Below are 13337 nucleotides of genomic sequence, written 5' to 3'. Positions count from 1 at the left end.
TTCGCCACTCAAAAAACTCTTCAGGAAATAAGAGCGCCATGCACGTGATTACGACTATCGAGGACCTGCGCAAGCTTGCCAAAAGGCGCGTACCTCGCATGTTTTATGACTACGCCGACTCAGGTTCGTGGACCGAAAGTACCTACCGTGCGAACGAGACGGATTTTGATCGCATTCTTTTCCGCCAGCGTGTGGCCGTGAACATCGACAACAGAAGCACGCGTACCACGATGCTCGGTCAGGAGGTGGCAATGCCCGTGGCGATCGCACCGACTGGTCTTACCGGCATGCAGCATGCTGATGGCGAGATCCTTGCCGCGCGCGCGGCAAAGAAATTTGGCATACCCTTCACGCTCTCCACTATGAGCATTTGCTCGATCGAGGACATTGCCGAAGGAACGAACCAGCACCCCTTTTGGTTCCAGCTGTACCTCATGCGCGATCGAGGTTTCGTCGAGGATCTAATCGAGCGCGCTAAGGCAGCAAATTGTTCTGCGCTTGTGCTCACACTTGACCTGCAGGTATTGGGGCAACGCCACAAGGACCTGAAGAACGGCTTGTCAGCGCCGCCAAAGCCTACGCTAGTCAACATGCTGAACCTGATGAGCAAGCCACACTGGTGCCTCGGCATGTTGGGCACCCGACGGCGCCAATTTGGCGATATCGTCGGCCACGTCAAGGGGGTACAGGACATGGGCTCGCTTTCGGAGTGGACAGCGAAGCAGTTCGACCCGCGCCTTTCCTGGGATGACGTGGAGTGGATCAGGAGCCGCTGGAACGGCAAGCTAATACTCAAGGGGATACAGGATGTCGAGGACGCGGAGTTCGCAGCTCAGTCAGGGGCGGATGCAGTCATTGTCTCCAACCACGGCGGCCGGCAACTCGATGGCGCGCCCTCCTCAATCTCCGCACTACCCTCCATCGTCGATGCCGTCGGCAGCCGGATCGAGGTGCATATGGATGGTGGAATCCGCAGTGGCCAGCACGTGCTCAAGGCCATTGCGCTTGGCGCGAAGGGCACCTACATCGGCCGCGCCATGCTCTACGGGCTGGGCGCAATGGGTCAGAAGGGCGTAGAGGTCGCGCTCTCTATCATTCAGCGTGAGTTGGACTTGTCCATGGCCTTCTGCGGCCGCAATACCATCCGCTCAGTGAACCGCGACATCCTCCTACCGCCGACCATCACTTAGGATGTGTTTTCCCGGCGGTGGAATGGACATGTATCGCGCCACCGTCGATCTCGGATCGTTTAGTATATCGACCGGTTTGCTCGCCAACTACTTGGGCGGCGTCCTTTTCAGTTTTCGGTACAGTGTCTTTCGGCTGATACCCAACGTCCGCGCAGCCTCCGACATATTGCCGCCAGCGGTATCTACTGCCCTTCGCATCGCCTCCAGCTCGATGTGCGCCAAGTCGCCGCAGCGTGCGGTCCCGATGGAAAAATCACTCGATTCTTCCGACTGCAGGAATTCGTCGGGTAGATGCTGCAGCTCTAGATGATTGCCGTTACCCAGAATTGCAAGCGCCGTACGCAGAACCATCTGCAGCTGTCTGATGTTACCTGGCCATGGATGCGTACGAAGCGCACTGCGAATGTTTGGAGCAACATCGATTCTTCGGCCGCCGCTCTCCGTCTCGATAACAAAGTCGATAAGTCGATCTATGTCCTTTCTTTCCCGAAGTGCGGGAAGGTGAATACGAAGACCATTTAACCGATAGTAGAGATCTTCCCGAAATCGGCCCGCAGCAATCTCCGCACGCATCGACCGATGCGTTGCACACACAATAGAGACATCCACGGGTGTGTTATGGGTACTGCCAAGTGGCGTCACCTGTCGCTCCTGAAGCACTCTGAGGAGTCTGGTTTGCAAAGAAATCGGCATATCCCCAATCTCGTCAAGAAATAAGGTCCCTCGATTTGCCTGCAAAATCTTTCCTGGATACCCCTTTTTCTTTGCCCCTGTAAACGCCCCCTCCTCATACCCAAACAATTCTGACTCGATTAACCCCTCCGGAATTGCAGCACAATTTACGGCGACAAAAGGTCCGCCGTTGCGCGGACCGGAATTGTGAAATGCTGCCGAAAATACTTCCTTGCCGACACCTGATTCCCCCTCAATAAGAAGCGGGATGTCCGAGCCAAGAATCATCGAGGCCTTAAGAATCGCACGCTGTATCTGAGGATCCCCAAGGTCAAGATCTTTAAGAAGAAAATGCTCACGTTTTGCGCGGGAAGATGACTGGCTGGACAATGGTTGAGTCGTCACTGCTCGCTGATGCGAAGAAGCAGAGTCACTGGCTGCGCCAATGCTGACCACTAGCGTCACTTCGCGGCCATCTCGGAGCAATGCCGTGAACTGGCAGTTTCCGCTAGCATGCACTTTTTCGACCAAGCTCTCCAGAGAGAAGTCGAAGGCAAACAACTCTGCGAATCGACTTGTGACCTCCTCCTGCGAATCGATGTGCAAGATTGAGCGCGCCGCGCTGTTCAATCCCAATAGTCTTCCATTATGTCCAAATACCACAATCCCTTGCTTGATAGTGCCGATGTGTTCCGCGATTGGATGAAAGCTAATGATGATCTCGTTAGCCATCTCGCGCGCTAGCATCCGATTTTCGATCAAGATGGCGACGGTTCGGATAAAAGCAAGCGTATGTAACTGTGTAGCCGTATTTGTGCTGTATGCAGCTATTGCGCCGACAATCCGCCCCCCAGAGTCGAAAACCGGAGCAGCCGAGCCACAAAGAGAGCGATACTGGATAAGATAATGTTCAGCCATGTCAATACTAATCGGCGCCCGGTTGGCCAGACACGTGCCGATTGCGTTAGTGCCAGCGACTCTTTCAGACCAGCACACGCCGGGAAGAAAAAATCGCCCCTGCTCCCCTAGCATGAACTCATCATCGCCTCTACTCGAGAGAATAGTTCCTGTGGCATCCGCCAGCAACACCACACTACAGGTGCCCGCCACTTGTTCGTATGAGTTCTCGACCGATGGCTCGCCATACTTCAGAAGTTTGCAATTGCGGTCTTTTGCCGCAAGTATGTCGTCGCGGGAAACAACCGGCGGGCGGATATATTGCGTCTCAATAAGTCCTGCTGCACCCGAACGCTGCCAAGACGCTCGCACTGTTTGCGCCGCTAACGCGCTACCTTTCGCGCGGTGGATCTCGAGGGGCACCATCGTCTCCGACTGTATTGGGGAGTACACATACGGCAAACCTTACCGCTGCCTAGTTTAATCTTAGAGCGGGTCTGCGGCATATCGGTGCGACTTCGTACAGCGTGGTGCGACCCTCTACGCCGCAATCACACACCGGGCGCAATCAAATGTGTCCTCGCCAACTCGTGTAGATTTTGCGGCGCAGCAAAATGTTGATGCAACGAACGCTCAGCTAGCAGCAAGTTGCGGGCGCGAACTCAATGCATGCAACGCGCGTTCAGGAGTCTACCCATAGAGAGAGTGTGGCCGGCGTAAAGAGAGCCGCGTCCGCGGTCGTAAGTGGCACAAAGATACTCAACTATGGCTCCGAATCGGGAGACATTCGGCGCAGATCCGTGATCTGTTCATACAAATTGAGAGTCAGCCATCATCCATCGATGCAGACGACGGCTGAACAACACGTCAATCTCCAGCCTGGATTTTTTTCACATCCGCAGCGGTCAACATTTTCCCGCCGATCGACCAGTCTCCAGATTTCACTTCTTCAAATATCACCCAAGTAACCTCCTCCATATTTTTTCCTTCGATTGATACCATTGCATCGTGGACTGCACGAATAGCCTTTTGCTTTTCTTCCGAGCTGAAAACACCTTCAATTCCCTTGATAGTAACCAACGGCATACAACCCTCCATTATTCGATACTGCGACAAGTTAACGATAGCTGCATTCGATAGAAACGCAGGAAAACGAACTTTCACTCCCAAGCCACACGACCTATAAATACCCCCTTCAAAAGATAGCCCCCTCTTAATACCATCCTCCACACATGCTCACTAACCATCCACTCTGTCCACTTGCGTACAAGCCGATATATCAAACTGACCTTTCTGATATGACGTCCTGCGTTTTGCAATGCGCCAACCAATGGCCAGCCCCATGGCCAGTACTGGGATCATTGAAAAAGTCATCGTTCCGTTAGGATAGTCGAAGGCCATCAAAACTACTACGCCACAAAGAAATGCCAACGTAAGCCACGACGTAAATGGCGCGCCAGGCATGCGAAACGAGACGCCCTGAAGCTCCCCGCGATTTACTGCACGTCGAAACAGAATCTGACAAGCAACGATGGATCCCCATGTCGTCACGATTCCGATTGCGGCAACATTGAGAACAATCTCAAATGCCTGCTGCGGGACGACATAATTCAACGGAACGCCGATTGCAATGAGCCCGATGGTTACCGCGATGCCTCCATAGGGCACTCCATTTGCATTCATCCTGGCGACGAATCGAGGCGCTGATCCCCCCATCGCGAGAGACCGCAGCACGCGTCCAGTGGAGTACAAACCAGCATTAAGGTTTGAAAACGCTGCAGTGAGCACCACAACGTTCATAACGTCACCGATGTATGGCACTCCAAGCTTGCCGAAAAACGTTACAAACGGACTCTCGTGCGCGCTATAGGCTGTCCAAGGCAAAAGCATGACCAGAAGCACCACAGATCCGACATAGAAGAGCGCGATTCGCCACATAACGCTATTAATCGCTTTCGGCAACACTTTGCGTGCATCTTCAGTTTCACCCGCTGCGACTCCAACGAGTTCAATGCTGGCGTAGGCAAAGACTACCCCCTGCACAATAAGAACTGCAGGCAGGACACCATGCGGAAAGATTCCGCCATTTTTCGCAATGAGCTGTAGCCCAGCCACATGCCCATCGACGGAATGACCGCTTGCGAGAAAGAATGTCCCGATAACCAGAAATAGTGTTATTGAACCAACCTTAACAACGGCGAACCAGAACTCCATTTCTCCAAAGAGCTTCACGCCGATCATGTTCGTGGCCGACACTAGAGTGAGTGCTCCCAAGGCAATCACCCACTGGGGTACGTCCGAAAAGATGGTCCAGTACTTCAGATAGATTGCGATAGCCGTGCTATCGGCGATGCCGGTGGCCGCCCATGCTAAGTAGTACATCCAGCCCGTGACAAATGAAGCTCGCTCTCCCATGAACTCACGGGTATAAGACGCGAAGCTCCCACATGTCGGTCTATGCATGACGAGCTCGCCAAGTGCTCGCATAATGAAGAACGCGAATACACCACAACCAAGATATGTGAGTGCCAACGCCGGTCCCGCACTCTGCAATCGCCCTCCGGCTCCAAGAAACAAGCCGGTTCCAATTGCGCCTCCCATTGCGATCATTCTCACGTGCCTAGGCTTTAACTTCTTTTCATAACCATTTTCGTGAGAATTGAGCCATTCCTCCTTGTTTACGGGGCTTCCATGCCTTGACACCCCTCTAACAGCTGTGCTTTCGTGAAAATTATCCACAAGATGTCTCCTTTATATTATATATGGACTACTAATTTCAACCTACCTGATAGATAGTCAATCAGACAACGCACTGGTAAGGCGTAACAAGGCTTCGTCTACAACACTTCTCGGGCACGCGAGATTGATGCGCATGAAACCCTCTCCTTCCACGCCAAATTTTGAGCCAGGATCAAGCCACAGCCGTGCTCGGCGCAGCAAGAGGTCATGAAGCTCAGCAGTGGCCATGCCAAGCCCCCGAAAATCAACCCATGCCAAATACAGCGCACCAGTCGGCGTTACAAGCAAGGGAAGGTTGAGTTCGTTGATGCGCTTCGCGAAATGCTCCTGGTTGCCTCGAACGTATTCGAGCATTGCATCCGCCCACGGTTCGCCGTGTCGATACGCCGCTTCGCAAGCAGCGGTGCCCATCGTATTGACGAGGAAAGAGCCATTCCTTTCACCCTGCGCACGATAGGTTTGGCGAAGCCGCTCGTTCGGGATGAAGATGTTGGCGCAGGAGAGTCCGGCGATATTGAAAGTCTTGCTCGGTGCCGTGCACACGATAGAGTTTTGAGCAACGGCGTCGTTCAGCGAGGCAAATGGAACATGCTTCTTTCCGTTGCCGAAGATCAGATCTTGATGTACCTCGTCGGATATCACCAGGATTCCGTGGCGCTCACAGATCGATGCCATCGTGAGCAGTTCGTCTCGTGTCCACACGTTGCCCGTTGGGTTGTGTGGATTACACAAAATGAACAGCTTGGTTCCGGGACGAATCGCGGCCTCAAATACCTCAGGGTCAAAGTGGTATCGGCCTCCCTTCAATACGAGTGGCGCTTGTGCCAAACGCCGCCCGTTGACGACTACGTCAGAATGGATATGAAAATACACGGGCGTCTGCACCAAGATGAAGTCACCAGGTCGCGAGAAAGCCTGGATCGCCATGTTGAGCGCGCTGATTACACCCGGAGACTGTGTGATCCACTCCGGCACGGCCCGCCATCCGAAACGCCGCAATTGCCAGTCCACTACTGCCTCACGATACGAATCTGGTGTTCCACCGTACCCGAACACGCCCAGTTCGAGCTCACGGCTAAGCGCGTCCAAAATCGGAGGGGCAACGCGGAAGTCCATATCCGCGACCCACATCGGCAGCGGATCCGCCGCGTATTGCTCTGGTGTAAGCCACTGCCGCGCCTGCGCCCACTTCATCGAGTTGGACCGACTGCGGTCGAGAATCTCGTCAAAATCGTACATTTCGTCTCTCTTCTCATTCAGAACCGCATCGGTCCTCAAGGGATTTAATGTCGATTACTCACCAAATTGGTCGAATGCTTCGAGCGCCCGGGTGGAGTATACGAAGGCAGCACCAGCGTTCAATGCAATCGCCGTGCCAAGCGCCGCGGCGACCTCGGCCTTGCTAGCCCCTGCTTTCTGTGCCGCCGCGGCGTGCGCAGAGATACAGCCATCACAGCGCGTAGTCACCGCTACAGCCAACGAAATCAGCTCTCGCGTTTTGGCATCCAATACATCCCCGTCGCCAGTCGCTTTCTCGAGCTTGTTGAATGCCTCGACCACTGGCGGGTTCGCTTTCGCGAAATTACCGACACCTTTGACGAGATTTCCGAGCGCGCTCTTCCAATCGTTCATCATTTGAAAAACTCCTTATAAAGTGACAACAGAACAACACAAAACATGTGGAACCATGCCAATCTTCGACCACATGGTTATAGAAAATTAACTCATCGCCACCATTAAATTCAACACCAAAACGAGTCGCCCGCCATTAAAATAATTATCCGTAATCAGATAAACTTAATAGGCGGAGCGACTCTTTAGATCAGTTTTGGAACTGAAATTCCGGATAATCTGTGTAACCTTTGGAGCCGATGACGCCATAGAATGTCGAGCGATCGCTCTCTGCGAGCGGCCAGTCGTTCTTCATTCTTTCAACGAGATCAGGGTTCGCGATGTACGAAGTCCCAAATGCAATGAGGTCGAGATCGCCCTTCTGGAGCTCCTTTTCGGCAAGCTCGCGATCGAAACCACCCGCAGCAATCAGGGTGCCCTTATAGACTTGTCGGAATCGCTCGCCAAATCCGGCAGGGACCTCAGCAGCAGTAATGGTCGGCTGATAGTTCAGATGCACATAAGCCAGTTCCCTATCGTCGAGAACTGCCGCGACGCTCATCCACGTTTCTTCCTCGCCCGCATACGGACGCAAGTCGTAGAGGCGCCCGAACGGCGATACTCGTACGCCGACTCGCGACCCACCGATTGCGTCAGCGATCGCATCGATGGTTTCCAGAAGGAAGCGCTGACGATTCGCGATAGAGCCACCGTACTCGTCCGTACGCGTGTTCAACTCGCTGCTGAGGAACTGATCGAACAGGAAGGCGTTCGCAGCCATGATTTCGATTCCGTCGAATCCAGCATCGATTGCTCGCAAAGCGGACTCAACGAAGTCCCTCGTGACACGTCGGACCTCCTCAGTACTGAGCGCCCTGGGTACGCTCGGCGCTACGGGCCCCGCCTTTCCGGGTTCCGACCATGCATAGACAGTCGTATTGGTCGCAGGTACTTCGCCTGAGGACACCGGCGCCGCGTTGCCGGGTTGAAGGGAGATATGCGACATTCTCCCAACGTGCCAAAGTTGCGCGAAAATCTTCCCTCCTTTCGCGTGCACGGCTTCCGTGACCTTCCGCCAAGCCATTGTTTGCTCGTCTGTGTAAAGGCCGGGGGTGTACAGATAACCGCGGCCCTCATCAGAGATCGGCAAGCCCTCGGTAACAATCAGGCCAGCAGACGCCCGTTGGGCATAGTACTGGGCGGTCAGTTCATTCGGAACATTATCAGGCGTCCGTGTGCGGGTCATCGGTGCCATGACAACTCGATTGGCCAATTCGATGCCGGACAGATCGTACTGGGAGAACAACTTGCTCATTTCATACCTCAAGCAGGGGAGCAGCAGCGCGAGCGCCGCCGCTTGGTTTCAATCTGATGGTGGTGGGAGGTGATCCTTAGTTTAGGATTCTTTAATTTCCAACTTCGATACCATGCGAATGGCCTTGGAGAAATTCGCCAGATTCACAGAGGTCTTGGTAACGACTTGGTGAAGCTCTTCAACCTTCTCACGCGGGGCATCGGTATCCAGTCGAACGACGTAGTTCACCTGGTCGTAGCCAGGATTGACGCTCTCATCCAGGCCGAGAACGCCGCGCAGATCAAGTTCCCCATCAGTCTCGATCTCGAGGCTATGAATGGTGATACCCATCGCCGCTGCATTGACGGCGTAGGCAACAGAAAGGCACGCATTGAGTGCGGCCATAAGAAGCTCTTGAGGGTTCGGTGCGGAATTTTGACCGAGAAACTCCGTAGGCTCATCTGCCGCGATTTCAAAGTGCCGCGGATACTCAACTCCAAGCAGCGAGTATCGGCTCACGGTTGCAACCGACCGGGTCTGATGCTCCCATTTCGTCTTGACGTTGAATCGGGCGCTGCGCTTGGAAGCATCTGTAGCATTTGCTACACCTTGCGCAAAATCCTGAAGGGCAGCTACATCAATACCGTTCAATTTGGTGCTCATTTGGATAATCCTCCTTACTAAATGCGCCATCGCGCACGGAATAGTTTCAGCAAGTTTGCAACTGGGTTCATCGCTACAGCTGGGTCCAGGTGTTGCTTGCAGTCTGACGCCACGGCGGGCTAAGTTGTGCACCCATTGATGCCACAACTCGCCGTGGCCACATCATCGGCTGGCTCCGCCACGTCAATCGCCGCTTCTATCAGAGCCTTTTCAAATACGGCGACTTCACGCGCCCCTGATAAATGAAACTTGTTGTTAAATACGAATAAAGGCACACCGTTCGCAATCCGATTCGCCATCAGTTCATCTTTAGCGATTTCTGACGCAATTTCGGAAAAGTCGAAATCAAACGAAGTCTCCGAAAGGCCTATCTCTCGTGTGAGGGAGGCAAGCACATTTCTGTCGAAAATATCGACTCCGTCGGTGGTAGCGGCCTGGTAGATGCGCTCAATGATTCGCAGTCGGTCTTCTGGTGCTCGAATACTCTTGACGAGCGCGTGGGCGTCGCTCGTATCGCCAAAACGCATGGTGTTGAAGTTGTACGTCAAGCCCTCCGCAGCCCCGTTCTCCGCGACTGCAACCATCATCTGCTCAGCTGCAGCCACGTTGCCGAATTTCCGGTGGAGCACCACCTTGAAATCCACGGGCGCAACGTCCTTTGCTAGGCGGTACGCCCTTGGGGTAACGATTACTTCAAGCTGTCCCGTCAACCCAAACACTGCTTTTTCGAATCGCCGCTTGGCGATCCAGCACCACGGACAGACGAAATCCGACCAAAGCTCTACGTTGACCTGCTTCATGACTCCATTCCTGCAAATGAAAAGTCCGTCCAAATGGTCGAACTGCCGCCTGACATCAAAAACAACCAATTAGTTGGTAGTTTTCCAGACCCAAAAATTGGAACCATGCCGGCGTCGACGATGGTCCCGAAAAATCAGCTGAAACTACGTTCGCCAATTGGCGTAGGTTGCTAGCTACGCCTCTTCAATAATCAGCCGAATGATGCTGCGGTCGAGAGTTTCGCCGTCTCGCATCGCCCAGCTAATGAAGCTGGCTCCCTCCAACAGACTCAGTAGCTGAAACGCCTTTTGCCTGGTTCCCGGGCCAGCTTGAATCTCTCCGGCCTTTACACCACCGTCAAGAACCTTGGTCAGCCAGGTCAACTGCATATCGAAAAACAGCTGCGTGAGCTTTTGCAATCCCGAAGGAAGTACGGTCATCTCGGCGGCCAGCGCCCCACAAAGGGGCAGTAGCCCGCCTTCGCTGCTAGCACGAAATACCGAAAAGAACGCCTCTAGGCGCCGCACTGCGTCAGCATGTTCGCGCTCAATACGCTCAAACTCACCACGTACTTTCGCGACATAAGCCTCGACAATAGCCACCCCCAAGTCTTCCTTCGTGGGGAAGTGGTGATGTATGCTGGCTTTTTTGATCCCGACCGTTTCGGCAAGATCTGCGTAGCTAAACGCAGCGTAGCCCTTGGTGCGCATCAGACCCTCCGCCGCACGCACCAATGCCTCCCGTGTTCCAACTGCCATACGTCCTCTTCTGTCTACGCTCGGCTAAAGTGACCATTCTAGCCGTTGTCGAGATTTACTTCCCCAGCTTACGACTCGCCATCACGCCACCGTCCACGTCCCAAACCGCGCCAGTCACCCACGAAGTCTTATCCGAGAGGAGAAAGACGATGGTTTCCGCGACATCACGCGGAGTCCCGTTACGACCAAGCGGATGGAAGCTATTGAAGTCGTTCAAAGCACCATCCAGCTGTTCCCCAGGAATGAATCGCTCGAAAATCCGGGTTTCCACGATGGCGGGGCTGACAGAATTGACGCGGATGCCGTGTTCCGCCAGTTCTGCTGCCGCATGGATTGTCAGCGCATCCAGTCCGATTTTTGCCATGGAATAAGCCGAAGCCGGAACAGTTTCAATGGCCTGCCTTGCTGCGACCGCCGTGACGTTGACAATAGATCCCGGTTTCTTCTGAGCGACCAACGACTGAGCGACCTGTTTGGTAATAAAAAATACGGCGCGATTCAAGCCAAGGAAGTTGTCGTAATCGTCTGGAGCGTGCTCAAGAAACGCTTTGGGGTAGTAGATCCCAGCGGAGTTCACCTGAAGATCGATGTCACCATGAACGCTCGCGAGTGTGGAGATAAGCGATTGCACGCTCTCAAAGTTTGACAAATCAGCCGTGAGGGCAAACGCCTTCTCGTCGCCAGCGATCGCGGCTAGTTGCCTGCGAGCAGTTTCCGCCTTTTCGGCTTTGCTACCAACGACGACGACAGCCCCACCCTGTTGTGCAACCATCTGAGCCGTCTCGAGTCCAATACCGCTCGTTCCGCCAACAACCAAGAGTTTCCGACCCTCAAATTGCTTTGCTTGTGCTTGCATGGTCCGCCTCATTTAAAAAGTGACACATCGAAACATACCAACTAGTTGGATGAAATCCTAGGCGCAACGAGACCTCCTGTCAAGCACGTTCGCCGCCCCTCCAAAAATGGGCAACATGGAATTCCCGGGAAGCGCGGCTCGGATCTTAAGAAAGCACTGGCCGCGCTTCATGCAGCCGACGTCCGCGCACATACTGCCTTGCCCGCCGCTTGGCGCCTCTGATGCGCCTACATGCACGGAAGATGCCTCGTCAATACGAATGACTCGCCTGAATCTTCGGAACCGGTCAGCCCGCGCCGGCGCACCCTATCAGGTGCGCCTTTATCTCCACGTGGCCGTCGTTCGCCCCAATCTTAAGTTAGTGGGCTTGGCGACAACTCGGCATAATCGAAGCCGCTCCGGTTAAGCGTTATTGAAGTTGTCGTGGTCGCCCGGGTGAGCAGCGATGTAGCCGCCCCGCTGGGCGCCTCCCTCGTGCGGGCCGACGAACTCGACGACAGAAGCGTACTGACAACCCAGCGTGACCGTTCGGAAGCTGCTCGACAGACCGACGGAGGCTTTACGGCCGGAGCAGGCGATCCAGCTTTTAACCATCACGAGCCGCCCTTAGTTCCTTCCAGTAACTGGCCGCATTCACTTCGTAGCTGGACACACGCAGCGAGGCAAAAAACGCGGGCTTCTTGTAGCCGAGCTGCCGATTATCGACCGCGGTTCGCATCTTGTCGGGATAAGTCTCGGAACTAGCCGAAGCATGTCCCCGAACGAACATCTCAACCACGCGCCGCCTTTATGTGCGTATTAGCGTGGCCAACCGAGGGCCTACTCCCCGCCTCAGATCAAACCGGCTATCATTTGCGCAACACAACCAGTGGAGGAAAACATGGCGACTTACAAAGAACTGAAAGCCCAAATGGACGCTTTGGCTGAGAAGACCGAATCCGCTCGCCTTGCGGAGTTCCAAGCCGTTGTCGACGACATCCGCGCCAAGGTCGCAGAGTACGGCATTACCGAGAAGGACATCTTCGGTGCTCGTCGCGGCCGAGCGGGAACAAAAAAGGCAGCGGCTCCGGTGGAGGCGAAGTATCGCGATCCGAAGACCGGCGCGACTTGGTCGGGCCGCGGTCGCGCGCCGGCGTGGATCAAGGACGCAAAGAATCGCAACCGATTCCTCGTTCAAAAGTGATCTCGCCGTCAACAAGCTGGGACACGAAGTGCTAATACCACGGGCGGCGTAAAGATTTATTACCAAGTGCCGTTATGTCCGTATGTCAGGTCACTGATATTTCCAAGGACATTACGAATGCAATTGAATAAAGTGGTGCTGGTCCCCGCGCTGATCGCTGTCGCGATCATGTCGGGATGTGGTGAGAAGCACGACAGTAACGAACCGAATTCGGCGGCAGAGTCGTCGGCTCAGCCAACGCCGAGCCAGGCAGCATCCGAGACGCTCTCGGCCAGCGGATCAGTCAGCCAGGCGCAGCAGACAAGCGTTCAACAATCTGCAGTACCTTCGGCACCGACACCGGACGCCGAAGGAGTAGTGCGCGCGCATTTCGACGAGTTGTTTGCTGTCGACGCCAATGGAAACCTCACCCCGAAGGTTCCGATTGACGTCAACGGCACTCAAATGACACCGGGAGTCACGTTTGGCGGTGGCGTTCAGTTTGGCGGCTTCGCCTTCAGTCAAGCAGTTGGTCATGATTTCGGTGTTCGCCGACTGCAGAACGGTTTCGTACAGATCGTGAAGTTGTATAACTAATCGCCAAGAGCTGGACTTCTGGACATCCAGAAAGTCCAGCATGTTTCCCACATCGACAAGCAACTCCGTTGCCCATTGTTGTCCGTGGCCGACCAGATTCGTCGAGGTAGTCGGGGCT

Annotated in this window: 13 protein-coding genes and 1 pseudogene; 3 read left to right on the top strand and 11 right to left on the bottom strand. The window is 54.4% G+C overall.

Translation table 11 applies throughout. From position 1 onward, the window contains the following. Nucleotides 1–38 precede the first annotated feature (38 nt). A complete protein-coding gene (locus GEM_RS28685; RefSeq protein WP_014900944.1) occupies nucleotides 39–1190 on the top strand; it encodes an alpha-hydroxy acid oxidase in 1152 nt (383 codons plus the stop codon). An 87-nt stretch (nucleotides 1191–1277) separates the two neighbouring features. Here the strand turns inward: GEM_RS28685 and GEM_RS30780 are convergent, their stop codons facing one another. The 11 genes and pseudogenes from GEM_RS30780 to GEM_RS30770 form a co-directional block, all read right to left on the bottom strand. Then, a complete protein-coding gene (locus GEM_RS30780; RefSeq protein ID WP_014900943.1) occupies nucleotides 1278–3182 on the bottom strand; it encodes a sigma-54-dependent Fis family transcriptional regulator in 1905 nt (634 codons plus the stop codon). A gap of 444 nt (nucleotides 3183–3626) precedes the next feature. Beyond that, nucleotides 3627–3845: a tautomerase family protein gene (locus GEM_RS30775; protein ID WP_014900942.1), complete on the bottom strand. Its 219-nt coding sequence runs from the start codon at nucleotides 3843–3845 to the stop codon at nucleotides 3627–3629. 153 nt (nucleotides 3846–3998) lie between these two features. Then, on the bottom strand, nucleotides 3999–5462 hold the full coding sequence (locus tag GEM_RS28675; RefSeq protein ID WP_051138026.1) for an amino acid permease: 1464 nt from the start codon (nucleotides 5460–5462) through the stop codon (nucleotides 3999–4001). A gap of 93 nt (nucleotides 5463–5555) precedes the next feature. Further along, complete coding sequence (locus tag GEM_RS28670; protein WP_014900940.1) at nucleotides 5556–6737, bottom strand: MalY/PatB family protein; 1182 nt, start codon at nucleotides 6735–6737, stop codon at nucleotides 5556–5558. A 54-nt stretch (nucleotides 6738–6791) separates the two neighbouring features. Next, nucleotides 6792–7133 carry a carboxymuconolactone decarboxylase family protein gene (locus GEM_RS28665; RefSeq protein ID WP_014900939.1) on the bottom strand — a complete coding sequence of 114 codons (342 nt, stop codon included), beginning with the start codon at nucleotides 7131–7133 and terminating at the stop codon, nucleotides 6792–6794. A 187-nt stretch (nucleotides 7134–7320) separates the two neighbouring features. Further along, nucleotides 7321–8424: an alkene reductase gene (locus GEM_RS28660; RefSeq protein ID WP_014900938.1), complete on the bottom strand. Its 1104-nt coding sequence runs from the start codon at nucleotides 8422–8424 to the stop codon at nucleotides 7321–7323. A gap of 81 nt (nucleotides 8425–8505) precedes the next feature. Then, the gene (locus GEM_RS28655; RefSeq protein ID WP_014900937.1) at nucleotides 8506–9066 is read right to left on the bottom strand and encodes an OsmC family protein; all 561 of its coding nucleotides are present in this window, start codon (nucleotides 9064–9066) and stop codon (nucleotides 8506–8508) included. A 119-nt stretch (nucleotides 9067–9185) separates the two neighbouring features. Then, a complete protein-coding gene (locus GEM_RS28650) occupies nucleotides 9186–9866 on the bottom strand; it encodes a DsbA family oxidoreductase (protein WP_014900936.1) in 681 nt (226 codons plus the stop codon). A gap of 174 nt (nucleotides 9867–10040) precedes the next feature. Further along, the gene (locus GEM_RS28645) at nucleotides 10041–10604 is read right to left on the bottom strand and encodes a TetR/AcrR family transcriptional regulator (RefSeq protein WP_041490876.1); all 564 of its coding nucleotides are present in this window, start codon (nucleotides 10602–10604) and stop codon (nucleotides 10041–10043) included. A 55-nt stretch (nucleotides 10605–10659) separates the two neighbouring features. Next, a complete protein-coding gene (locus GEM_RS28640) occupies nucleotides 10660–11460 on the bottom strand; it encodes an SDR family NAD(P)-dependent oxidoreductase (protein WP_014900934.1) in 801 nt (266 codons plus the stop codon). Between the two features lie 405 nt (nucleotides 11461–11865). After that, nucleotides 11866–12027 (bottom strand): annotated as a pseudogene (locus tag GEM_RS30770) (porin); the annotation flags it as partial. Nucleotides 12028–12340: 313 nt separating this feature from the next. Here GEM_RS30770 and GEM_RS28635 point away from each other — a divergent pair. Together GEM_RS28635 and GEM_RS30765 are read left to right on the top strand one after the other, a co-directional pair. Continuing rightward, on the top strand, nucleotides 12341–12643 hold the full coding sequence (locus tag GEM_RS28635; protein WP_014900932.1) for an H-NS histone family protein: 303 nt from the start codon (nucleotides 12341–12343) through the stop codon (nucleotides 12641–12643). 117 nt (nucleotides 12644–12760) lie between these two features. Continuing rightward, a complete protein-coding gene (locus tag GEM_RS30765) occupies nucleotides 12761–13219 on the top strand; it encodes a hypothetical protein (protein ID WP_014900931.1) in 459 nt (152 codons plus the stop codon). Nucleotides 13220–13337 lie beyond the last annotated feature (118 nt).

It is taken from the genome of Burkholderia cepacia GG4 (assembly GCF_000292915.1).
Taxonomy (GTDB): domain Bacteria; phylum Pseudomonadota; class Gammaproteobacteria; order Burkholderiales; family Burkholderiaceae; genus Burkholderia; species Burkholderia cepacia_D.
The sequence above is the reverse complement of the archived record's forward strand: the minus strand, read 5'-3'. Positions and strand labels throughout refer to the sequence as shown.